Consider the following 20,422-nt stretch of genomic DNA (forward strand, 5'->3'; position numbering starts at 1 on the left):
TTGTCGCCGCGGGACACTGCCGATATCCTGATCGGCTGCCTGCGGGGCGGCGAGGAGGCTCATCCATGACGATCGACGTTCGACCGGTCGCGGTCCCCGAGCGACTCGGCACTCCCGCGGCCGCCGAGTTCGAGGCGTACGTCGAGCTGACGGCGCAGATCGACGAGTCGGTCTGGGGGCACCGGCGCTTCTCCTACGACGCACCGGAACTGCTGCCCGAGTTCCTCGACGACCGGTACACCGGGCGCCGGGCGTTCGCCGCCTGGGACGGAGAGCGATGCGTCGGCCGTGCCGAACTGCAATGGGAGCGCAGCGAGGGCGCGCGCGCAGCTGAGATCACCGTCGGTGTCGTCGTCGACCTGCGTCGGCAGGGCATCGGCAGCGAGCTGCTGCGCCGGGCCGAGAGCCACGCGCGATCCATCGGCCGCCAGGTGTTCGCCGGGTTCTCGGATGTCGCGCTCGTCGGCCTCGAACTCGCCGGCCCCCGCCTCGAGGCGCCCGACGGCACCGGCTCGATCCCGGCAGCCGATCCCGGAGCCGCGTTCGCGTCCCGTCACGGATATCGCCTCGGTCAGCTCGAACGCATGAGCGGGCTCACCGTGACGGGCAGATCGGCGGAGTTCCGGTCGCTGCTCGACGACCGCCTCGCCGAACGCGACGCCCACGCTTCGGGCTATCGGCTCGTTGCATGGACCGACCGGGCACCCGAGGAGCTGCTCGACTCCCTCGCCGTGGCCCACGCCTCGATGGCGACGGATCCGCCCGCCGGCGGCATCTTGTACGACGAGGAGGTGTGGGATGCCAAGCGGGTGCGGGCCGGCGAGACCCGGGCGCTCGCCGGCGGTCGCACGACGCTCGTGCAGGCCGCCATCGCGCCCGATGGGTCGGTGGCAGGCTACACCGAGCTCTCGCTGCCGTCGGACTCGCTGGCGGTGTTCCAGTGGGACACGATCGTGCTCGGGCCGCACCGCGGCCATCGCCTCGGCATGCTGATGAAGCTCGGCAACCTCGTGCGCCTCGCCGAGACCGCGCCGGAGCGCACCGACGTCTACACGTGGAACGCCGACGAGAACGACCACATGCTCGCGATCAACATCGCGCTCGGCTTCACCCTTCGCGGGATGAGCGCGGAGTGGCAGCGGGCCTGATCCGACCTGCGCCGAACCGCGCGACGATGGTTCGCACGGCTTCGTCCACCACGTTGCGCGTCTCGTCCTCACTGAGCGACCAACCGCCGTGGATGAGGCGAGGCCAGAAGACGACGGTCGCGATCATGCCGAGGAACTGGGCTGCCACGGCATCCGGGTCATCCATGTGCGCGGTTCCCGCGGCGGCCTCGGCCCGCAGATAGCGCCCGAGTGCCGCGAAGACGGGCAACGTGCCGAAGTCGAAGGTTCGCTCGCGGAGCTCGGGAAACCGCTGGGACTCGCCGATCAGGATGCGGAGCAGCTGCTCCATGCGGGGGCGGTTCAACAACTCCACATACGCGTTGCCCAGCGCCGTCAATCCCCCGCTGAAGTCCCCGATCGGCGGGTCGACGACCTCTCCAGCAGGCGCGTCACCGGCCGCGAGCACCATCGCCTCGAACAGTTCGGCTTTCGTCGGGAACTGCTTGAACAGGGTGGCCTTGGAGACCCCTGCGCCCTCGGCGACGCGCGTGAGCGAGGTGCGGTCGTACCCGTGCTCGAGAAACAGCGCGGTGGCCGCGGCGATGATGGCCGCACGGTTGGCTGCGGCGATCTGACGATGGTATGCGGAGAGCTCACGGGCCATGCGCCAAGTATGCCAGAGAGGTGAGTCGCTTGACTCATGACTCGGGGGTTGCTAGCTTGCCAAAGGTGAGCCGATCGACTCACCTCAAGCAAAGGAGCTGCAATGGGCAAGCTCATCTATTCGATGATCACCTCGCTCGACGGGTATGCCGAAGCGGCCGAGGGCGACCTCGGCAACGGAGCCGAAGACGAAGAGGTGCACACGTTCATCGGCAATGCCTTTCGCAACGTCGGCACCTTCCTCTACGGCCGGCGCATGTACGAGACCATGGTCTTCTGGGAGACCGTCGACGCCCAGCCGGACGTACCGAAGTACATCTTGGAGTACGCCGACGAGTGGAAGGCCGCGCAGAAGATCGTGTACTCCACGACGCTGGAGTCGGTGTCGAGCGAAAAGACCCGCATCGAGCGCGCATTCGACGCCGATGCGGTTCGCGAGCTCAAGGCCGAGTCCGATCACGACCTCAGCGTCGACGGGCCGAACCTCGCGGCCCAGGCGATCGCGGCGGGGCTCGTGGACGAGTACCACCTCTTCATCACCACGAGCGTCGTCGGCGGCGGCACCCGGTTCTTCCCCGACGGCGTGCGACTCGATCTCGACCTGGTCGAAGAGCGCGCCTTCGACAACGGGCTCATGTACGCGCGCTACCACACCCGCTGACCGTCGCGCCGGGCGGCGATCACGGCGTACTCATCGCACCCGCTGGCACCTCGGGCAGAAATGCGAACCCCGGTTCATGAACGCCTCGCGCACCATCGGCGTGCCGCAGCGAGGGCAGGGCTTGCCCGCTCGCCCGTAGGCGTTCAGGGAATGCTCGAAGTAGCCGGATGCCCCGTTGACGTTCACGTATTGCGCATCGAAGCTCGTGCCGCCCTCGGCGAGGGCCTTGCCGAGCACCTCGCGCACCGCGCCGAGGAGTTCGCGGGCACGCCGCCTCGACAGCGACGACGCGGGCTGCTCGCCGTGCAGCCGCACCGCCCACAGCGACTCGTCGGCGTAGATGTTGCCGATGCCGCTCACGACGCCCTGATCGAGCAGCACGCGCTTGATCGCCGTGCCGCGCTTGGCGAGCGCCGCGAAGAAGGCCCGCTCCGAGAACGCCGGGTCGAGGGGATCCCGCGCGATGTGGGCGACCTGGGCGGGCACCTGGCGCGCCCACTCCCCCGTGACGCCGTCGGAGAAGCCCGCGATCTCGCCGTCGGCCGTCGGCACGAGCCGGTCGATCGCGAGGGATCCGAAGATGCGCTGGTCGACGAAGTCCACGCGCAGCTCGCCGTGCTCGGGGTGTTCCAGGTGCAGTCGCACCCGGGCATGCGCGTCGTCGCCGGGATGGTCGGGCGTGCGCAGCAGCATCTGCCCGCTCATGCCGAGGTGGCCGACGAGGGCCCGGCCGTCGCGCCGCTCGTCGCCGCGACGTTCATCAGCGGAGAGGGGCAACCACAGGAACTTGCCGCGGCGCACGGCCGCGTCGATGCGGGCGCCCGTCAGCAGGGACTCGAAACCTCCGGATGCCGCGTCGTGCCGCTTCAGCGAACGAGGCTCGAGCACCTCGACGGCCGAGACGATCGCGCCGGTGACCGCTGGTGCCAGTCCGGCCCGCACCACTTCGACCTCGGGCAGCTCGGGCACGTCAGCGCGAGTCGAGCCTGGTCCAGGCCTCGAGTGCCGCAGCCATCTCGGCCTGCTTCTTGCTCGAACCCTCGCCCGACGCCTCGACGAGGTCGCCGACGGTCACCGTGGCGACGAAGTGCTTGTTGTGGTCGGGTCCACTCTCGGCGACCGTGTAGACGGGTGCCGTCGCGCCGCGACGAGCCGCGATCTCCTGCAGGCTGGTCTTCGGATCCATGGCCGCACCGAAACGTGCAGGGTCTTTCATGAGCGGCGCGACGAGTCGCAGCACGAGCGCCGTGGCGGTGTCACCGCCGGCGTCGAGGTAGACGGCGCCGATGATGGCTTCGACCGTGTCGGCGAGGATCGACGGCTTGTCTGCGCCACCGGTCATGGTCTCGCCCCGGCCGAGTCGGATGAACCGACCGACGCCGATCGCGCGACCGACTTCTGCGAGCGCCACGCTCGAGACGAGGCTCGCCCGCCGCTTCGCGAGCTCCCCCTCATCGAGATCGGGGTGGTCGCGGAACAGCTTGACCGTCACGGCTTGCCCGAGGATCGAATCGCCGAGGAACTCGAGACGCTCGTTGGTCGGGATGCCGCCGTTCTCGTACGCGAATGACCGGTGCGTGAGCGCGAGCTGGAGCAGGGCGGGATCGATCGAGATCTGCAGGCGTTGCTGCAGCTCCTCGATCGTCTGATCCACTGCCCCGTTGAGCTCCGTTCGCGTCACGACCGGTCGTTCGGGTATCGGGGGCCGACTAGACGTCGGCGACCTTGCGGCCCTTGTACTCGAGGAAGAGCGGGGTGCCCGCCGAGTCCTCGACGACCTTGGCACGGTGAGGAAGGCTGTAGGTGACCTTGCCGTTCTCGACCGTCTTGACCAGGGTGGGGACCTCGGCCTTCCACTGCGCGCGGCGCATGTGGGTTCGGGCGCGTGACTTCTTCCGCTTCGGAACAGCCATGACTATCTCTCTTCTCTCTGCTGGTCGGCGCCGGATGCGTCATCCGGGCCGCTGTCTTCGGAAGCCTGGAACCCTGCGAGCGCGGACCATCGTGGATCGCTGTGCTCAGGGGTGACGAGTTCCGGATGATCGGCCAGTCGGAGCCCGGTCTCGAGGTCGAGTCCCGGGCAATCCGGTCGGCACACCGGCTGGAACGGCAGTGCCAGCACTACCGCATCTCGGATGAGTGGTTCAAGATCCACGTGGTCGTCTTGAACCTCATACTCGATGGCTTCCCCAGAATGATACCCGAAGAGTTCTTGGAACTCGACTTCGACGGGCAGCGCGATGTCGATGAGGCATCTGCCGCACTCCCCTTCGGCCACCGCGTCGACCTCTGCGGTGACGAGGATGCCCTCGTGCACCGACTCGAGCCGAACGTCGATGTCGAGCTCGGAACCGGCGCGGACGGCGACCAGCCCCTCGCCCATCTGGTCGCCTGCGGCGACGGAGAAGGGGTGCTCGCGCATCTCGCCGGGACGGTTGACGAGGTCGCGGACGTTCACACGGAACGGGGAATACTTGATGGCCACGATCGACGAGTCTACGCGCCGACGGATGGGCGTTCGCCGAACGCCCGCCGTGCGGTGTCGAACAGCGATCGCGGCGCGAGCATCGCCCTCGCACGCACCACCGGTGCTGCGTCGGCCAGGAGTGCCGCCCGGACATCGGCGAGCTGCCCGTGCAGAACCGGGTCCGCGACGTCGACGATATCGTCGGGTCCGTACCGCTCGCGTTCGACGGCGTCACGGAGCCCGAACAGCGCTGCCCTCGCCTCGGCTCCCTGGAATGCCGCTCGCTCGGAGACCGTGGCTGCGAAGGCCCGGGCCGTCTCGGCGTCGTCGCCACCGGCGCCGAGATCGCGGGCGGTCGCGATCACCTCGTCCCACGCGGTATCCGCGGGTCGCTCGCCCTTCGCGATGCGCCGGCGACGCGTCCAACGCTGTCCGACGCGGAGCATCGCCGGGAGGAGCAGCAGGAGCACGGCGAGGAGCACCACCGGCACCCCGCGCTGCCACCAGGTGTTCGCCGTCGAGGCACCGCCGGCCTGCCCGGCGAGGCCCCGATCGGGATCGAGCTCGGGACGGCCACTCGCTCCCGGGCTCACCGGCGCCGTGCTCGGGGCGGCGGCGCCGGTGCCGTCGCCCGCGCCGGGCCTCGAGTACCCGGGCACCGTGCCTCGACCCGGGGTCGGTTCGAACGGCACCCACCCGACACCCTCGAAGTACAGTTCGGGCCACGAGTGCAGGTCGTGCGAGTCGACCTCGACCCGCTGCACGCCGTCGACGCGCTCCTGCGTCGGAGAACCCTGCGTGTAGCCCAGCGAGATGCGCGAGGGGATTCCGATCTCCCGCGCGAGGACCGCCATCGTCGAGGCGAAGTGGACGCAGTACCCCGACTTGGCCTCGAGGAACTGCGCGATGACATCGAAGCCGCCGCCGTCGTACCCCTCGGCGACCGGCGCTTCGGTGGAGTAGTCGAACTGGGAGGAACGGAGGTAGGACTGGATCGCCACCGCCGCGTCGTAGCGGGAGGTGGTGCCCGCGGTGACCGCCGCAGCCGTCTCGGCGATGATCGGCGGCATCTCCTCGGGCAGCGCGAGGTTCGGCTCGATTTCGGCCGGCACGTCGGTGCTCGCGTCGCGCAACTGCGCGACCGTGGGCTCCACCTCGAGGCGGGTGGCCCGGTAGCGCTGCCCGCCCGTGTTCGTGTCGACGCTGCGCACCGACAGCGAGCCAGCCTCCCAGAACCAGGAACCGCTGAGGCCCTCGATGCGAGAGGTCGGGTAGGGCACGGGGAGCCACGTCGTACGCACCTCGTCGACGATCACCTCGATCGGATGCTCCGTGGTCACGACCTCGTCGGAGAGGCCGTCGGGCCTCGGCATCGCATCGACCGTGTTGTCGCCGTCGACGGCCTCGTTGCCGGCGCCCCACACCTCGCCCTCGAACTCGTCGAGGGTGAGCAGGGAGAAGTACGGGCGGTCGGCGTCTCGCGCGAAGTAGTGGAACGCCGGGCGCGGCTCGGGACGACGGAGATCCCGTCCGAGGTCGATGAAGGGGCTCACCCCGCGCCCGAACAGCGTGCCCTGGCTCGGCGACCCGAGCAGGAGGCTCGATGAGATGCTCGGCGTCGACGCCGCCAGGATCGACGCGGTCAGAAGGCCGACCGCGGCGAGGCCGAGCGAGGCGCCGAGCGTCGACACGATGGGCACCCGGTTCGGCGGCACGATCGTCGCGGCATCCTCGCCCTCGGCCCCGGCGGCGAGGCGCGCCCGTCGTCGCACACGCACGTCGACCCTCAGCAGCAGCAGGTACGCCGCTGCCGTGAGCACGAGCGCCGGCGCCTCGGCACCCGCCTCGATGATGAAGCCGGGCACCACGACGGGCACGAGCGCCGGCACCGCCGCGAGCGCGGGCACCCGGAGCGTCTGGACGAGCACGTCCACGACGAACGCGAGCAGCCCGATGCCGAGCGCGAGCGCGAACAGGAGCGGCGGCACGGGGATGGCCGGCACCGACTGCTGTTCGATCGTGCGCTGCGCACCCGACATGAGCTCGCCGAAGGCCTCGAAGGTGCCTTGCGTCGGGATCACGAGCGCGATGCTCGTGGCTCCGCCGAACACGAGTGTCAGGAGCAGCAGGAGCACGACGAGTTCGAGCACCGGCACGAGCGAGGCCGGCGTTCGCAGGGCTCGCAGGCCCGTGCCCGCGAACAGCACCCCGCCCGCGATGAACGCGCACAGCCACCACCATCCGCTGCCAGCGATGAGCGGGCCGAGGGCCATCGCGGCGGTCGCGAGCAGCAGGAAGGATGCAGCGGTGAGGGCGAGCCGCTGGGCTCGTGAGAGGGGAGCGGGATCAGGACGCATCGGGCACTCCGGGTGCCACCGGGCGGCGGGCGGGCGGGCGACTCGGCGCAACGGGCTGGGGTCGGGTCGTGCCCGACCACGCCGACGCGATCTCGGCCGCGCGGCGCACGCGCACCACTCGCCAATCGGCCTTCTCGAGCAGGTCGACGATGCCCCCTGCCACCCCCTCGGTCGCGAAGACCACGGCCGGCTCGATGCTCGATCGCAGCGCGACGAGGGAGCGGGCGTCGTGCTCGTCGGGGTCGACGAGCACGGCGAACCCCGGCATGCGGGCGTCCCGTCCGCGAGAGCCCGCTGAGTGGGTCCCGGCAGCCGACTGCGTGCGGGCGCCGGCCGCTCCGGCGGGGCCGTCGAGCCGCGCGAGGTCTTCGAGCAGCAGTCGATCGCCGCCGGGCAGACGGTAGCCGGCACCCGACTCGCCCGAGGCGAGACCCCGCTCGGGATCGTCGAGGCGATCGCAGCGCACCCGGTATCCGTGTTCGAGCAGGTGCATGCCGATCGACGCCGCGACCTCGACGCCGAGTTCGAAGCCGAAGTGCGGGCTGTCGTCGGCGTCACGGCGATGACCCGCCTGCCGCGCGCGCCCTGCGAGCGCGGTGTCGAGGATGATGCGAGCCTCGGGGTCGCCCCGCTGCTCCTCCTCGCGCACCATGAGCTCGCCGCGGCGGGCGGTCGCCGCCCAGTTCACCCGCCGCAACGGGTCGCCGTAGCGGTACTCGCGGGCGATGAGCTCGTCGGAGTTCGGATGCGTGCGGAGTTGCAGGCCGTTGAGCACGCCGTCGACGCTCGCTGCCGAGCCGAGTGCCGTGTCGAGCGGAGTCACGCGCGGGGTGACCACGACCTCGTGGGCGGTGCCGACGTCACGGTCGACCCTCGCGAGACCGAACGGGTCGGCGATGCCGACGCGCAGCGGTCCGATGGGGTAGACGCCGCGCCGCGGCATCCGCAACCGGTACTCGACGCGCACCGTGTCGTCGCCCGAGGGCAGCATCGATTCGTAGGGGCCCATCGCCGGCAGGATCGCTTCGGGTGCTGCCGTCAGCGTCGTCGGCACCCCGTCTCGCCAGTGCGCCCCGTCGAAGGTGCGGCGGGAGCGGTTCTTGATGACGAGCGCCACCAGAGTCGAGCCGCCCGCCTCGGCGACCGGTGGGGCGAACCTCCGCGTGACCGCGAGGCTCGGCTTGCGCAGGGCCACGAAGAGCGCGGCCACGGCCGGCATGGCGATGCCGACGAAGGCGAGCACGAGCACGTCGCGAGAGTCGAACCAGAGCGACACGGCGAACAGCAGCACCCCGACGATGACGAGCGTGGCACCCCGGCGCGTGAGTCGCGGCCAGGTCGCGACTCGAACGGAACGGGGGTGCCACATGTCAGTTCCTTCGCGCGCTGCCGACCGGAATCGGCGTCTCCCCCACGATTCGGCGCACGATGGCGTCGATGAGCGGCCCGCTATCGCGGTCGTGCGCTCCGACCGCACGACTCGTGGGCACGAGCCGGTGCGCGAGCACGGGCACGGCGAGTGCGTCGACGTCGTCGGGCAGGACGAAGTCTCGGCCGTGCATCGCCGCGTGCGCCTTCGCCGCCCGGATCAGCTGCAGCGTGGCTCGCGGGCTCGCGCCGAGGCGCAGTTGCCGGTCTTCACGCGTCGCCCGGGCGAGGTCGACGGCGTACTCCTTGACCGGCTGCGACGTGAACACGTGCTGCACGGCCTCGATCATGCCGCGCAGCTCGGTGAGGCTCACGACCGGCTCGAGCGCATCGAGCGGGCTCGACGTCTCGCGCGTCGACAGCATCGCCAGCTCGTCGGCCGACGAGGGATAGCCCATGGAGATGCGCGCCATGAAGCGGTCGCGCTGCGCCTCGGGCAACGGGTACGTACCCTCCATCTCGACAGGGTTCTGCGTGGCCACAACGGTGAACGGCGGCTCGAGCCGGTAGGTCGTGCCGTCAGCGGTGACCTGGCGCTCTTCCATGCACTCGAGCAGCGCCGACTGCGTCTTCGGGCTCGCGCGGTTGATCTCGTCGCCGATCACGATGTTCGCGAACACCGGCCCGTGCTTGAACTCGAAACGCCGACTCGCCTGGTCGAACACCGAGACGCCGGTGACATCGCTCGGCAGCAGGTCGGGGGTGAACTGGATGCGGCTGACCGTCGCGTCGACCGATCGGGCGAGCGTCTTGGCGAGCATCGTCTTGCCGACGCCGGGTACGTCTTCGATGAGGAGGTGGCCCTCGGCGAGCAGCACGGTGAGCGCGCTCGTGACGGCCTCGCGCTTGCCGGCGATGACCGCCTCGACGTTCTGCACGATGGATGCCGCGCGCGCACCGACCTCGTCGATGCCCATCTGCGCCGCGACAGCCGTCTGGTCGGTCATGGCGTCATCGCCGCCTGGAGGTACTCGGACACCGCGGTCGGCACGTATGGGGCGACGTCGCCGCCGAGCGCCGACACCTGGCGCACGAGGGAGCTCGACACGTGCGCGTTCGCCGGATCGGGGAGGAGGAAGACCGTCTCGACGCCCGCGAGGTGACGGTTGACGATCGCCATGGGCGTCTCGTAGGCGACGTCGAGCTGCGAGCGCACGCCCTTCACGAGCACCGAGGCGCCGACATCGGTGCAGTAGTCGACGAGGAGGCCCATGCTCCACGACGCCACGACGATGCGGCCCCGGATGCCGGCCTCGGCGATCGACCGCTCGATGAGCGAGACCCGCTGGGCGATCGGCAGCAGCGCGGACTTGTCGGGATTGTGCACGACGACGACGTGCAACTCGTCGTACAGCCCCGCGGCCCGCTCGATGACGTCGAGGTGACCGAGCGTGACGGGGTCGAACGATCCTGGGACGACGGCGATCCGCTGCATACGCACCAGCGTACTGCCCGCGCGGCCGCGCGCGAGGGGCTGTGGAGAGTCTCAGCCCTTGCTCAGGTACCCGCTCGTCTCCTCGTCGAGGCGACGGCGCACCGCCGCCGCGAGGGCTGGGTGCGACGCGAGTCCGCCGCCGGCCTCGAGCACCTCCTGCGCCATCTCCCGCGCCTCGGCGATGAGGTCGCCGTCGCGCGCGACCTTCAGCAGCTTGAGCGACGAACGCCCGCCCGATTGCACCGCGCCCAGTACGTCGCCCTCCTGCCGCAGCTCGAGGTCGGCCTGCGCGAGCTCGAAGCCGTCGAGCGTCGCGGCGACGGCCTCGACCCGCTGCAGGGCGAGCGATCCGGGCACCGCCGACGTGACGAGCAGGCAGAGCCCGGGCACGGACCCGCGGCCGACCCTGCCGCGCAGCTGGTGCAGTTGCGAGACGCCGAACCGATCGGCGTCGACGACGACCATGGCGCTCGCGTTCGGCACATCGACGCCGACCTCGATGACGGTGGTCGCGACGAGCACGTCGATCTCGCCGGCCGAGAAGGCGCGCATCGCCGCGTCCTTCTCGTCGGCCGACATTCGGCCATGCAGGGGCGTGATGCGCGTCTCGGCGAACCGCGGGTGGTCGCGGAGCTCCGCCAGCACGGCGACGACGGATGCCACGGGGGCCGCGGCATCCGCTCGGCCCTCGCCGTCGGTCGCAGCGGCCGAGGCCGCGCCCGCGGGACCCTCGTCTTCGACGACCTTCGCCTCGATGGCGGGGCAGACGACGAACGCCTGCCGGCCGAGCGCGAGCTCCTCGGCGAGGCGTTCCCAGATGCGCGGACGCCAGGTCGGCCGGATCGCGAGCGGGACGACCTGGGACGTGATGCCGGCACGCCCGGCCGGGAGTTCGCGGATCGTCGACACGTCGAGGTCGCCGAACACCGTCATCGCGACCGTGCGGGGAATCGGCGTGGCCGTGAGCACGAGCACGTGCGGCGGGCTCTGCCCCTTCAGCCGCAGCGCCTCGCGCTGCTCGACGCCGAAGCGGTGCTGCTCGTCGACGACGACGAGCCCGAGGTCGGCGAACGAGACGTTGTCGCCGAGCAGGGCGTGCGTGCCGACGACGATGCGCGACTGACCCGCTGCGGCGCGCAGGAGCGCCTTCTTGCGCTCGGCGACGGGAAGCTGGCCCGTGAGCAGGGTCGGCATGAGCTCGGCCGCGAGATCGGGGCCGAGCATCTTCGCGATCGAGCGCAGATGCTGGCCCGCGAGCACCTCGGTGGGCGCGAGGAGCGCCGACTGGCCGCCCGAATCGGCGACGGCGAGCATCGCGCGAAGCGCCACGACGGTCTTGCCCGAGCCGACCTCGCCCTGCACGAGGCGGTTCATCGGCACGGGCTCGCCCAGGTCGCGCGCGATCTCGCCGCTGACCTCGAGCTGGTCGCCCGTGAGCGTGAAGGGCAGCGCCGCGTCGAACCGCTCGAGGAGCCCGCCGGGCACGGGCTCGCGCGCGACGGTCGTGTGCGTGCGCAGCTCGGCCCGACGTTCGAGGAGCGCCGCCTGCAGCACGAACGCCTCGGTGAAGCGGAGCGTGCCGCGAGCGCGCTTCCAATCGCCGTCGCGCTCAGGCCGGTGCACGAGCTCGAGCGCTTCGCGGTGGCCGAGGAGCGACTTCGCCGCGCGCACCGACGCCGGGAGCGGATCGTCGAGCGGGGCGAGCCCGTCGAGCACGAGCTCGACGGCCTTGGCGATCTGCCAGCTCGCGAGCGTGCTCGTCGCCGGGTAGATCGGGATCGGCGCCTCGGCCCAGCGCTTGGCCGCCGCGTCGCCGGCCTCGAGCGGCGCGGCGTCGTCGAACAGCTCGTAGTCGGGGTGCGCGAGTTGGCGCTGCCCCTTGTAGTCGCTCACCTTGCCGGCGAAGATGCCGCGCCGGCCGGGCCGCAGGTCTGCGGCCCGCCAGCGCTGGTTGAAGAACGTGAGGGTCAGCACGCCCGTGCCGTCGGTGATCTTCGCCTCGACGATCGAGCCGCGGCGAGCACGCATCGACCGCTCGCCGACCGCGATCACCTCGGCGATGATCGTGATGTTCTCGTCGAGCGGCAGGGTCGCGAGCGCGGTCAGCTCGCCGCGCATGGCGTAGCGCCGCGGGTAGTGCGCGAGCAGGTCGCCGACGGTGCGATGCCCGAACCCGCGCTCGAACGCCTGCGCGGTGCGCCCGCCGAGCGCCCCAGACAGCCGGGAGTCGAGGGTGAACGAGCCCGGCGCGATCTCGCCGGCCGTCGTCGCGCCGCGCCCTTCGGTGTCGCGCCCCTCGGTCATGGCTCGATCGTAGGCGGCGCCTCCGTCAGCGCGGCGAGCTCCGCCTGCACGTACGGGTCTTCGGGTCGGGCCGCTGCGAGCTCCCGCTGCAACGCGAGCGCCTCGTCGGTGCGACCGAGGCTGCGCAGGCACCGGGCGACCGACCATCGGGCGACGTGGCGCTGCTCGGCAGTGCCGTATCGGTCGGCGGCCTCGACCGCCTGCTCGAAGTGCGTGAGGGCCGCCTCGGCCCTGCCCGCGTCGTGCATGGTCCATCCGAGGTTGTTGTGCAGGGCGACGCCCCAGCGACGCAAACGGGCGTCGCGCACACCGTCGAGCACGTCGAACCCCTCGGCCGCCCACTCCTCCTCGTGGCCGGCGTCGTTCAGCGCCAGCATGTGCAGGGCGTCGAGCACGAGGAACGTCGACCCGGCGAGCGCGGCCTCGCGAACGCCGCGGGTCAGTTCGGGCACCGCATCGGCGGGGCGCCCAGCGGATGCCGCGAGCCGCCCTCGCTCGATCGCCACCCGAGCCCGGAGCTCAGCGGCATCCGCCCCGCCGTCGCCGGCGGGAACGTCTGCTGCGACGCTCTCGAGCACCGCGAGCGCCTCGTCGACGCGGCCCTGGATTCCGAGAGCTCGGGCGAGCTGCGTCGTCATCACGGCGCGGAGGTGGGCGGAGTTGCCGTCGTCGTCAGCGGCCTCCCTGAATCGCTCCTCGCTCGCCGCCGGGTTCCCGAAATCCCAGAGTCGGTCGATCATCTGCTGTTCGGCGCCGCGGTGTCGGGACGGTTCGGCGGGCACCTGGTCGGTCGAGTCATCCACCCTCCCATAATGGCAGCAGCTCGGTCGCCTCATGGCAGCGGCGAGAGGTCGCCCGTTATGCTCGCCTGAGCATGACCCGCATCATCGCCGGATTCGCCGGCTCCCTCACCCTCCGAGTGCCGCGCTCCGGCACCCGTCCCACGAGCGACCGTGTGCGCGAGGCGATCTTCTCCGCCCTCGAGGCGCGAGACGCCCTCGAGGGCGCCCGGGTGCTCGACCTCTACGCGGGGTCGGGCGCATTGGGCCTCGAGGCGGCCAGCCGCGGTGCCACCGATGTCGTGCTCGTCGAGCGAGCCAAGCCTGCGGCGGAGGTGTGCCGCAGCAACGCCGATGCCCTGCTGAAGGCCGCGAAGGGCGTCACCCGGCCGCACATCCGCGTTGCCGTGCGTCCCGTGGCCGCGTACCTCGAGACCGCCGCCGCCGGCGTCGACCTCGCCTTCATCGACCCGCCGTACGAGCTCGACGAGGCAGCGCTGGCGCGCGACCTCGAGCTGCTCGCGCCCCTGCTGGCGCCCGACGCCGTCGTGATGGTCGAACGCAGCTCCCGCTCCCCCGAACCCGAATGGCCCGCCGGCATCGAGCCCGAACGTCGCCGCGACTACGGCGAGACGACGCTCTGGTGGGCGACCACGGCTCAGCCTGCGCGGCCGTCCCAGCCCGAGTAGGGGTCCCATCCGGCGGAGTCGATCGCGACGCCGTCGACGAAGAGCCGCCCTGGCGCGTCCGTCACGAGCCCGATGGGTTCGAACGGCTCGGGCAGCGCCGTGCCGGGCGGGAACGTCGCGAGCAGGCCGTGGTCCTCGCCGCCGGCCAGGGCGAGCCGCACGTCGGGGCCGAGCGCTGCGGCCGAGAAGTCGATGCCGACACCACTCGCCTGGGCGACGCGGCGTGCGTCTCGAGCGAGGCCGTCGGAGACGTCGAGCATCGACGTCGCGCCACCCGCCGCAGCCGCGACCCCGGCGCCGACGGGCGGTGACGGCGCCAGCTGAGCGACGATCAGGTCGGGGTGGCGGTCGCGCAGCACGTCGACGGCAGCGGAGTCGGGTTCGCCCGAGGCATCCGTCGCCTCGTCGAAGAGCAGGGCGAGGCCGCGGGCAGCGTCCCCGCGAGCGCCGGCGTGCGCGACGACGTCGCCGGGGCGTGCCCCGCTGCGGGTCACGGGCGGGCGGCCCTCGAGATCGCCGAACGCCGTCACCGCGATCGTCAGCACCGATGACGCCGTGAGGTCGCCGCCCACCACGCCTGCGCCGGGGGCGAGCGCAGCGAGGCATTCACGGAGTCCATCGGCGATGCCCTCGAGCACCGAGGCGTCGAGCGACGACGGCGCGGCGATCGCCACGACGAGTGCCGTCGGGCGGGCTCCCATCGCCGCGACATCCGTGAGGTTCGTCGCCGCCGCCTTCCAGCCGAGCTCGAACGGCGTCGACCAGGCGAGGCGGAAGTCGGGGCCGTGCACCATGAGGTCGGTGGTCACGACGAAGCGTCCATCGGCGGCGGCGACCACGGCGGCATCGTCGCCGGGGCCGAGAAGCGCGGCATCAGCCGGCCGGAGCCGCGGCAGGATGCGCGCCAGTGCGGCGTCTTCGCCGAGCTCGCCGACGGTTCGGGGCTGGGCCGCTTGGTCCGCGCGCTCGTGCATGCCCTTCACGCTAGCGTGCGCCGCATGCCGGCGTGTGCGGCCACCCGGCCGGAGCCGCCCGCGCCCCGGCGTCGTCAGCAGTTGGGTCGGCAGGCGCGCTGCGACAGTGCGTCGGTGAGCACCACGGTCAGGTCCTCGGGCCGTGCCGCGGAATAGGCGGCACCGCCCGTCGCCTCCGCGATGCGCCGCATGGCGTCGAGATCGGTGTCGGGCCCGATTCCGACGAGCGTCACCGGCACGGGCCGCGCCGGATCGTCCAGCGCCGCGAGCTCGGCGAGCAACTGTTCTCCCGAGATGCCGTTCTCGTCCTCGTTCCGGCCGTCGGTCAGCAGCAGCACCGAGTTGACCTTCTCGGGATCGTACTGCTCGCGCACGCTCTGCACGGCCGCGAGCGTGGTGTCGTAGAGACCGGTGGCACCGCCGAGACGGGCAGGCAGCGAGCCGATCACGTCGGTCACGAGCTGCTTGTGCGAATCGTTCGAGAGTCGGTCGATCGGTGCGAGCCACTCCCAGTCCTGCTCGCCGGCGCGCAGCGTGGAGAAGCCCCAGACGCCGAGGTCGACCTGGCCCGAGAACTGCGCGAGCGTCGTCGCCGCGGCCTGTTGCAGCACGTCGATGCGCCGCTGCCCCGACACAGTCGGCTCCTCCATGGAGCCCGAGAGGTCGATCACCGTCAGGATGCGCGAGCGCACGCTGACGAGACCCCAGGTGCGCAGGATCGCGACCTGAGCGGATGCCGCGGCAGAACTCACCTCGACGGGCGCCTCGACCACGCCGTCCTGTTCGAGCTCGCCGCCGCCTCGGCCGTCGCGGAAGCCGTCGGTGGCGAAGCGGTCCTTCGCGTTCCAGAGGGCGATCTTCAGTGCGTCGAGCTCGTGGGCCCGACGCACGAGCTCGATCGCCTCGGGGTCGGACTCGTCCGCCTGCTCGCCGTCGCGCAGGTGCTTCGCGAGCTCGCTCTCGTCGAGCAGGCGCAGGAACGGATAGCTGAGGGCGAGGCTGCCGTCGCTCGGGTAGAGGGCGAGCAGCGGCTCGGCGCCCGCCTTCCGGTTGTGCAGGGCCAGCTGCTGCTCGCTCGCGATCGCCACGGTGCCCGGGGCGCTCACGCTGAGCGCGGCGAACGCGGCATCCGCATTCGACGGCACCTCGCCGTTCAACCGGACCATCGCGTTCTGGAACTGCCTCGGCTGGGTGATCTCGACGCGGCTCTCGAGCGACTGGAGCGCGTTCAGGCTCGCCGAGGAGGCTTCGGGGTCGGGCAGCAGCGCGGGGAACTCGGCACCCAGCAGCCCCTTCCAGCTCAGCTCACGACCGGCGAACTCCTCGGCCCGGCTCACGGGCGCCGCGAAGACGACCGGGCTCGTCGCGATCGAGCGTTCGAGGGCGATGTCGGGCACCGGGCGGCCGAGGGATCGCGCCATGCTCGACATGCGCACGAGCCAGACCGGGGAGTCGGGGATCCAGGCGTCGACCTCCGTCGCGTTGCCCGAAGCCAGTACTGCGGCCGTGTCCGCAGACTCCTGGGCGAGCACCTCGGTGTGCGAGCACGCCGACTCGCCGGCGTCGTACTCGGTCGCCACGGCCTGCACCGTCGCCGCGATCGCCCGATCGGCGACGACCGTCAACTCGACGGGCACGGTGCACTCCGGAACCGGGTCGATCCAGTCGTCGAGACCGCCCGTCGCCCAGGCCGTGCCGACGGCACCGGCACTGCCGACGAGCACCGCCGTGACGATCGCGGCCGCGATGATCGAGCTCGTCCGACGACGGCGTTTCCGACTCTGCTCGCGTTCGCTTCGACGACTCATCGTGCTCCATTGCTCGGCGGTGAGCGGCCTTGATCAGCGCTCGGATGCTTGCAGCGATGCTCGTCTCGGGGACGACGGCGGGGGCACCGCGTGCATTGGTAAGCAATCATTACATTCAGCGGCGCCGATTGCACTCTCTGCACGCAGCCGGCGGGACGGGCGGCCCGGCCGGGCGGCCCACGCCCAGCTCGGCGCGCCCCGCTCGCGATAGCCTGAACGGGATGTCCGAATCATCCCCCTCAGCTCCTTCGCGCGGCACCGCGCTCCGCCGGTTCGCCGCGACCGCCGTCGTCGCCGCCGCCATGCTCGTGTTCACCGGTTGCAGCCAGGCCGTGCCGATCGAATCGGCGCCGCTCGCGAGCGATCCCGACTGCGCGGCCGTCGTCGTGCGCCTGCCCGACGCGCTCGCGAAGGACACCGAGGCCGAGCAGCAGCAGCGCGAGACCAACGCGCAGGGCACCGGTGCGTGGGGCGAACCGGCATCCGTGGTCCTGCGCTGCGGGGCCGAGGCGCCCGGCCCGACGACCGATCGCTGCGTCAGCGTCAACGGCGTCGACTGGGTCATCGACGAATCGGACGCACCGAACTACCTGTTCACCACATACGGGCGCACGCCCGCCGTCGAGGTGCTCGTCGACAACGACGTCGTCTCGGGCACCACCGTCATCAGCGAACTCTCCTCGGCGGTCTCCGTCATCCCCGCCGACGGTGGCTGCACGACGATCGACGAGTCCTTCGGCGAGACCTCGGGCTGAGCATCCTGCTGGTTGAGCCTGCCGAACCCTCAGCCTGCCGAACCCCGGTCTCGACCGGCTCGACCGAGAGAGGCAGGCTCAACTCGCAGGCGTGTCAGCGACTGCCGCGCGCGTACCCGCCGTCGATGAGTTCGGCGATCAGGTCGGGGTAGGCGAGGCCCGACTGCTGCCAGCACGTCGGGAACATCGAGATGGGCGTGAAGCCCGGCATCGTGTTGATCTCGTTGACGACGAAGCCCTCGTCGGTCAGGAACACGTCGACACGCGCGAGCCCCTCGCCGCCGATCGCCTCGAACGCGTGGCGTGCGACGCGCTGCAGCTCGAAGAGCTCGCCGTCGCCGAGATCGGCCGGGCAGATCAGTTCGACGCCGGGAGCGTCGAGGTACTTCGCCTCGAAGTCGTAGAAGTCGCGGCCGGTGACGACGACCTCGCCGGCGACGCTCACGCGAACGGATGACCCGGCGCCGCCGAGCACTCCGCACTCGATCTCGCGGCCCGTGACCGCCGCCTCGACGAGCACGCTGCCGTCTTCGGCGAACGCGGTGTCGAGGGCCGCGTCGAGCTCCGACCAATCGGCGACCCTCGTGACGCCGACCGAGGAGCCCGCGCGCGCGGGCTTGACGAACACCGGCAATCCGAGCGCCTTGGTGCGACGTTCCCAGAGCTCGCGGTTCTCGTCGAGCGAGGCTCGCGTCAGGGTCACCCACGGTGCCACGGCGATGCCGGCGCCCTCGAGCACGGTCTTCGTGAAGTGCTTGTCCATGCCGATCGACGAGGCGAGCACGCCGTTGCCGACGTAGGGCAGGCCGACGAGCTCGAGCAGTCCCTGGATCGTGCCGTCTTCGCCGAAGCGGCCGTGCAGGATCGGGAAGACCACGTCGACATCGCCGAGCGAGCGCTCGCCCGATGCATCCGTGACTCGAAGCTCGCGCGACGACGCGCTCTCGGGCCAGCGCACCCGGCTGCCGTTGTCGACGACCTCGGGCAGGTGCGCCGGGTCGAGGGCGAAGCGGTCGGCGTCGTCGGACTCGAGCACGAACGCGCCGTCGCGAGTGATCCCGACGGGGATCACCTCGTAGCGGCTACGGTCGATCGCCCGGAGCACCCCGCCCGCCGTTGCGCAGCTGATCGAATGCTCGCTGGAACGCCCTCCGAACAGCAGAACCACTCTGAGCTTGTCCATCGATCGTCCTTTCGCCCTGCGGCTCGTCGTCTGTCGTGAGGTGGGGCGCGATGTCCTTCGGATCGAGGGTGCCCGCGAGCACCTGCCGAACCTGTTCGACGATGGGCATGTCGACGCCCATCGCTCGCGCCAGTTCGAGGATCGGCCCGACCGATGCGAGCCCCTCTGTGGTCTGCTGCATCTGATTGACGACGTCGTTCAGGTGATAGCCCTGGCCGAGCAGTCGGCCCGCGGTGTTGTTGCGCGAGAGGGGCGACTGGCTCGTCGCGATGAGGTCGCCGAGACCCGCGAGGCCGGCGAGGGTCTCGGGATGCGCGCCGTAGGCGACCGCGAAGTCGGTCATCTCGACGAGGCCGCGCGTGATGATCGAGGCCTTCGTGTTCTCGCCGTAGCCGACGCCGTCGACGATGCCGATCGCGACGGCGATGAGGTTCTTCAGCACGCCGCCGAACTCGGTGCCGATCACGTCGGTGTTCACGAACGAGCGGAAGTAGCGGTTGCGGGCGACGGATGCCACGGCCTGGGCCGTCTCGAGGCTCGTCGACGACACGACGGCCGCGGTCGGCTGCTCCTTGGCGATCTCGAGCGCGAGGTTCGGCCCCGAGATCACCGCGATCTGCGCGGGGTCGATGCGCAGCACCTCGGCGATGACCTCGCTCATGCGCTTGCCCGTCGACTTCTCGACGCCCTTCATGAGCGAGACGACGGATGCCTGCGCGTGCAGGTGCGGCGCGATGATCGCGAGGTTCTCGCGCAGCGACTGGCTCGGCACCGAGATGTAGACCTGCTCGGCGCCCGCGAGTGCGAGGTCGAGGCGGCTCGTGGCCCTGAGGCCGAGCGGCAGGTTCACGCCCGGGAGGTAGTCGCTGTTGCGCTTGGCCTCCTGGATCTCGCGGGCCAGCTCGGGGCGACGGGCCCACAGCACGACATCGGCGCCGCCGTCGGCGAGGATCTTCGCGAACGTGGTGCCCCAGCTGCCGGCGCCGAGCACGGCGACGCGCTTGCCCGGGCCCTTCTTGGCGGGGGTTCTAGTCTTCAAGGCGCCCCGTCTCCTTCTGGCCGTGCTGCGTCGGATCCCAGCGCTCGGCCGGTGCCGGCTCGTCGCGCAGTTCCGCGAGCAACTCGGCGATCGCCTTCATGAGCTGATCGGTCGCCTCGAGCAGGCTGCTCTGGGTGAGCGGCTTGCCCCGATACTCGCTGAGGTCGAGCGGCTCGCCCACGATGACGTCGATGGTCTTGCGCGGGAAGGGGTGGATCTTCTTGCCGTAACGCGGCATGAGCTCCTGCGTGCCCCAGTGCGCCGAGGGGATGATCGGGATGTCCCGCTCGAGCGCGATGCGCACGGCACCCGTCTTGCCCCGCATCGGCCAGAGGTCGGGGTCGCGCGTGAGTGAACCCTCGGGGTACACGACGACCATGCGCCCCTTCTCGACGAGCTCCTCCGCTGCGCGCAGCGCCCGGTGGCTCTTGCTGCCCGCGCGCTCGACCGGGATCTGCCCTGAGGTGCGCAGGAGCCAGCCCAGCACGGGGTTCTTGAAGAGCGAGGCCTTCGCGAGGAATCTCGGTGCACGACCGAGCTTCCAGACGGCCGCGCCGATCACGAGCGGATCGATCTCGCTGTAGTGGTTCGGCGCGAGCACGAAGGCACCCGACTGGGGCATGCGCTCACGGTGGTGGAACCGGTAGCGGACCGCGAGGCCGAGCGGCGGGAGGGCGATGGCGGCGAGGAGCCAGAAGAACGACGGTCGGCGGGTCTCCGAACGCGGCTTCATGGAGCTCGTCGAGGGTGTGTCGTCGTGTGGCACTCCCC

Annotated in this window: 20 protein-coding genes; 4 read left to right on the forward strand and 16 right to left on the reverse strand. The window is 71.2% G+C overall.

What is annotated here, in order from left to right:
* The first annotated feature begins 65 nt into the window (after positions 1 to 65).
* Positions 66 to 1,148, forward strand: a complete 1,083-nt coding sequence (locus tag ESP57_RS03570; RefSeq protein ID WP_129230562.1) for a GNAT family N-acetyltransferase — start codon at positions 66 to 68, stop codon at positions 1,146 to 1,148.
* On the opposite strand, the gene ESP57_RS03575 is transcribed toward ESP57_RS03570, so the two are convergent.
* Positions 1,108 to 1,773, reverse strand: coding sequence for a TetR/AcrR family transcriptional regulator (locus ESP57_RS03575; protein ID WP_129230563.1), 666 nt, complete (start codon positions 1,771 to 1,773; stop codon positions 1,108 to 1,110). The genes ESP57_RS03570 and ESP57_RS03575 overlap by 41 nt on opposite strands.
* A gap of 102 nt (positions 1,774 to 1,875) precedes the next feature.
* Here ESP57_RS03575 and ESP57_RS03580 point away from each other — a divergent pair, with 102 nt between their 5' ends.
* Complete coding sequence (locus ESP57_RS03580) at positions 1,876 to 2,433, forward strand: dihydrofolate reductase family protein (RefSeq protein WP_129230564.1); 558 nt, start codon at positions 1,876 to 1,878, stop codon at positions 2,431 to 2,433.
* A gap of 30 nt (positions 2,434 to 2,463) precedes the next feature.
* Here ESP57_RS03580 and mutM read toward each other — a convergent pair whose 3' ends face one another.
* The 10 genes from mutM to ESP57_RS03630 form a co-directional block, all read right to left on the reverse strand.
* Positions 2,464 to 3,402, reverse strand: a complete 939-nt coding sequence (mutM, locus tag ESP57_RS03585; RefSeq protein ID WP_129230565.1) for a bifunctional DNA-formamidopyrimidine glycosylase/DNA-(apurinic or apyrimidinic site) lyase — start codon at positions 3,400 to 3,402, stop codon at positions 2,464 to 2,466.
* A 1-nt stretch (position 3,403) separates the two neighbouring features.
* The gene (gene rnc / locus ESP57_RS03590; protein ID WP_115957560.1) at positions 3,404 to 4,087 is read right to left on the reverse strand and encodes a ribonuclease III; all 684 of its coding nucleotides are present in this window, start codon (positions 4,085 to 4,087) and stop codon (positions 3,404 to 3,406) included.
* Between the two features lie 55 nt (positions 4,088 to 4,142).
* Positions 4,143 to 4,346, reverse strand: coding sequence for a 50S ribosomal protein L32 (gene rpmF, locus ESP57_RS03595; RefSeq protein WP_022891802.1), 204 nt, complete (start codon positions 4,344 to 4,346; stop codon positions 4,143 to 4,145).
* Between the two features lie 2 nt (positions 4,347 to 4,348).
* On the reverse strand, positions 4,349 to 4,816 hold the full coding sequence (locus ESP57_RS03600) for a YceD family protein (protein WP_307836947.1): 468 nt from the start codon (positions 4,814 to 4,816) through the stop codon (positions 4,349 to 4,351).
* 113 nt (positions 4,817 to 4,929) lie between these two features.
* A complete protein-coding gene (locus ESP57_RS03605) occupies positions 4,930 to 7,257 on the reverse strand; it encodes a transglutaminase TgpA family protein (RefSeq protein ID WP_129230566.1) in 2,328 nt (775 codons plus the stop codon).
* The gene (locus tag ESP57_RS03610) at positions 7,247 to 8,626 is read right to left on the reverse strand and encodes a DUF58 domain-containing protein (protein WP_129230567.1); all 1,380 of its coding nucleotides are present in this window, start codon (positions 8,624 to 8,626) and stop codon (positions 7,247 to 7,249) included. The genes ESP57_RS03605 and ESP57_RS03610 overlap by 11 nt, the downstream gene beginning before the upstream one ends.
* A 1-nt stretch (position 8,627) precedes the next feature.
* Positions 8,628 to 9,602, reverse strand: coding sequence for an AAA family ATPase (locus ESP57_RS03615; RefSeq protein ID WP_199470593.1), 975 nt, complete (start codon positions 9,600 to 9,602; stop codon positions 8,628 to 8,630).
* A 26-nt stretch (positions 9,603 to 9,628) separates the two neighbouring features.
* Positions 9,629 to 10,120 carry a pantetheine-phosphate adenylyltransferase gene (coaD, locus tag ESP57_RS03620; protein ID WP_056009720.1) on the reverse strand — a complete coding sequence of 164 codons (492 nt, stop codon included), beginning with the start codon at positions 10,118 to 10,120 and terminating at the stop codon, positions 9,629 to 9,631.
* 51 nt (positions 10,121 to 10,171) lie between these two features.
* Positions 10,172 to 12,424, reverse strand: coding sequence for an ATP-dependent DNA helicase RecG (locus ESP57_RS03625; RefSeq protein ID WP_129230568.1), 2,253 nt, complete (start codon positions 12,422 to 12,424; stop codon positions 10,172 to 10,174).
* On the reverse strand, positions 12,421 to 13,227 hold the full coding sequence (locus ESP57_RS03630; RefSeq protein ID WP_158556671.1) for a tetratricopeptide repeat protein: 807 nt from the start codon (positions 13,225 to 13,227) through the stop codon (positions 12,421 to 12,423). The genes ESP57_RS03625 and ESP57_RS03630 overlap by 4 nt, the downstream gene beginning before the upstream one ends.
* Positions 13,228 to 13,298: 71 nt before the next feature.
* Here ESP57_RS03630 and ESP57_RS03635 point away from each other — a divergent pair, with 71 nt between their 5' ends.
* Complete coding sequence (locus ESP57_RS03635) at positions 13,299 to 13,892, forward strand: RsmD family RNA methyltransferase (protein WP_056009724.1); 594 nt, start codon at positions 13,299 to 13,301, stop codon at positions 13,890 to 13,892.
* Here the strand turns inward: ESP57_RS03635 and thiL are convergent.
* Both thiL and ESP57_RS03645 read right to left on the reverse strand, forming a co-directional pair.
* Entirely contained in the window at positions 13,862 to 14,866 is a 1,005-nt protein-coding gene (gene thiL / locus ESP57_RS03640) for a thiamine-phosphate kinase (RefSeq protein ID WP_129230569.1), read from the reverse strand. The two genes, ESP57_RS03635 and thiL, sit on opposite strands and share 31 nt — an antisense overlap.
* A gap of 74 nt (positions 14,867 to 14,940) precedes the next feature.
* Positions 14,941 to 16,674, reverse strand: coding sequence for a substrate-binding domain-containing protein (locus ESP57_RS03645; RefSeq protein ID WP_129230570.1), 1,734 nt, complete (start codon positions 16,672 to 16,674; stop codon positions 14,941 to 14,943).
* A 221-nt stretch (positions 16,675 to 16,895) separates the two neighbouring features.
* On the opposite strand from ESP57_RS03645, the gene ESP57_RS03650 reads away from it, so the two are divergent.
* Complete coding sequence (locus ESP57_RS03650; protein WP_129230571.1) at positions 16,896 to 17,429, forward strand: DUF3515 domain-containing protein; 534 nt, start codon at positions 16,896 to 16,898, stop codon at positions 17,427 to 17,429.
* A 94-nt stretch (positions 17,430 to 17,523) separates the two neighbouring features.
* On the opposite strand, the gene ESP57_RS03655 is transcribed toward ESP57_RS03650, so the two are convergent.
* From ESP57_RS03655 to ESP57_RS03665, 3 genes are read right to left on the reverse strand one after another with little or no spacing between them, the layout of a single operon-like run.
* Complete coding sequence (locus ESP57_RS03655; RefSeq protein ID WP_129230572.1) at positions 17,524 to 18,612, reverse strand: D-alanine--D-alanine ligase family protein; 1,089 nt, start codon at positions 18,610 to 18,612, stop codon at positions 17,524 to 17,526.
* The gene (locus tag ESP57_RS03660; protein ID WP_243648387.1) at positions 18,512 to 19,651 is read right to left on the reverse strand and encodes an NAD(P)H-dependent glycerol-3-phosphate dehydrogenase; all 1,140 of its coding nucleotides are present in this window, start codon (positions 19,649 to 19,651) and stop codon (positions 18,512 to 18,514) included. The genes ESP57_RS03655 and ESP57_RS03660 overlap by 101 nt, the downstream gene beginning before the upstream one ends.
* Positions 19,641 to 20,384, reverse strand: a complete 744-nt coding sequence (locus ESP57_RS03665; RefSeq protein WP_129230573.1) for a lysophospholipid acyltransferase family protein — start codon at positions 20,382 to 20,384, stop codon at positions 19,641 to 19,643. Before ESP57_RS03665 ends, ESP57_RS03660 begins: the two co-directional genes overlap by 11 nt.
* Positions 20,385 to 20,422 lie beyond the last annotated feature (38 nt).

It is taken from the genome of Agromyces fucosus (genome assembly GCF_004134865.1).
GTDB classification, from domain to species: domain Bacteria; phylum Actinomycetota; class Actinomycetes; order Actinomycetales; family Microbacteriaceae; genus Agromyces; species Agromyces fucosus.

Bases quoted from the DNA above. Each gene is read 5' to 3' on its own strand.
- ESP57_RS03625 (WP_129230568.1), bottom strand. From the start codon at position 12,424: ATGACCGAGGGGCGCGACACCGAAGGGCGCGGCGCGACGACGGCCGGC.
- ESP57_RS03580 (WP_129230564.1), top strand. From the start codon at position 1,876: ATGGGCAAGCTCATCTATTCGATGATCACCTCGCTCGACGGGTATGCC.
- ESP57_RS03635 (WP_056009724.1), top strand. From the start codon at position 13,299: ATGACCCGCATCATCGCCGGATTCGCCGGCTCCCTCACCCTCCGAGTG.
- ESP57_RS03655 (WP_129230572.1), bottom strand. From the start codon at position 18,612: ATGGACAAGCTCAGAGTGGTTCTGCTGTTCGGAGGGCGTTCCAGCGAG.
- ESP57_RS03605 (WP_129230566.1), bottom strand. From the start codon at position 7,257: ATGCGTCCTGATCCCGCTCCCCTCTCACGAGCCCAGCGGCTCGCCCTC.
- ESP57_RS03600 (WP_307836947.1), bottom strand. From the start codon at position 4,816: ATGGGCGAGGGGCTGGTCGCCGTCCGCGCCGGTTCCGAGCTCGACATC.
- coaD (WP_056009720.1), bottom strand. From the start codon at position 10,120: ATGCAGCGGATCGCCGTCGTCCCAGGATCGTTCGACCCCGTCACGCTC.
- ESP57_RS03650 (WP_129230571.1), top strand. From the start codon at position 16,896: ATGTCCGAATCATCCCCCTCAGCTCCTTCGCGCGGCACCGCGCTCCGC.
- thiL (WP_129230569.1), bottom strand. From the start codon at position 14,866: ATGCACGAGCGCGCGGACCAAGCGGCCCAGCCCCGAACCGTCGGCGAG.
- ESP57_RS03575 (WP_129230563.1), bottom strand. From the start codon at position 1,773: ATGGCCCGTGAGCTCTCCGCATACCATCGTCAGATCGCCGCAGCCAAC.
- rpmF (WP_022891802.1), bottom strand. From the start codon at position 4,346: ATGGCTGTTCCGAAGCGGAAGAAGTCACGCGCCCGAACCCACATGCGC.
- ESP57_RS03615 (WP_199470593.1), bottom strand. From the start codon at position 9,602: ATGGGCATCGACGAGGTCGGTGCGCGCGCGGCATCCATCGTGCAGAAC.
- ESP57_RS03610 (WP_129230567.1), bottom strand. From the start codon at position 8,626: ATGTGGCACCCCCGTTCCGTTCGAGTCGCGACCTGGCCGCGACTCACG.
- ESP57_RS03665 (WP_129230573.1), bottom strand. From the start codon at position 20,384: ATGAAGCCGCGTTCGGAGACCCGCCGACCGTCGTTCTTCTGGCTCCTC.
- ESP57_RS03645 (WP_129230570.1), bottom strand. From the start codon at position 16,674: ATGAGTCGTCGAAGCGAACGCGAGCAGAGTCGGAAACGCCGTCGTCGG.
- ESP57_RS03570 (WP_129230562.1), top strand. From the start codon at position 66: ATGACGATCGACGTTCGACCGGTCGCGGTCCCCGAGCGACTCGGCACT.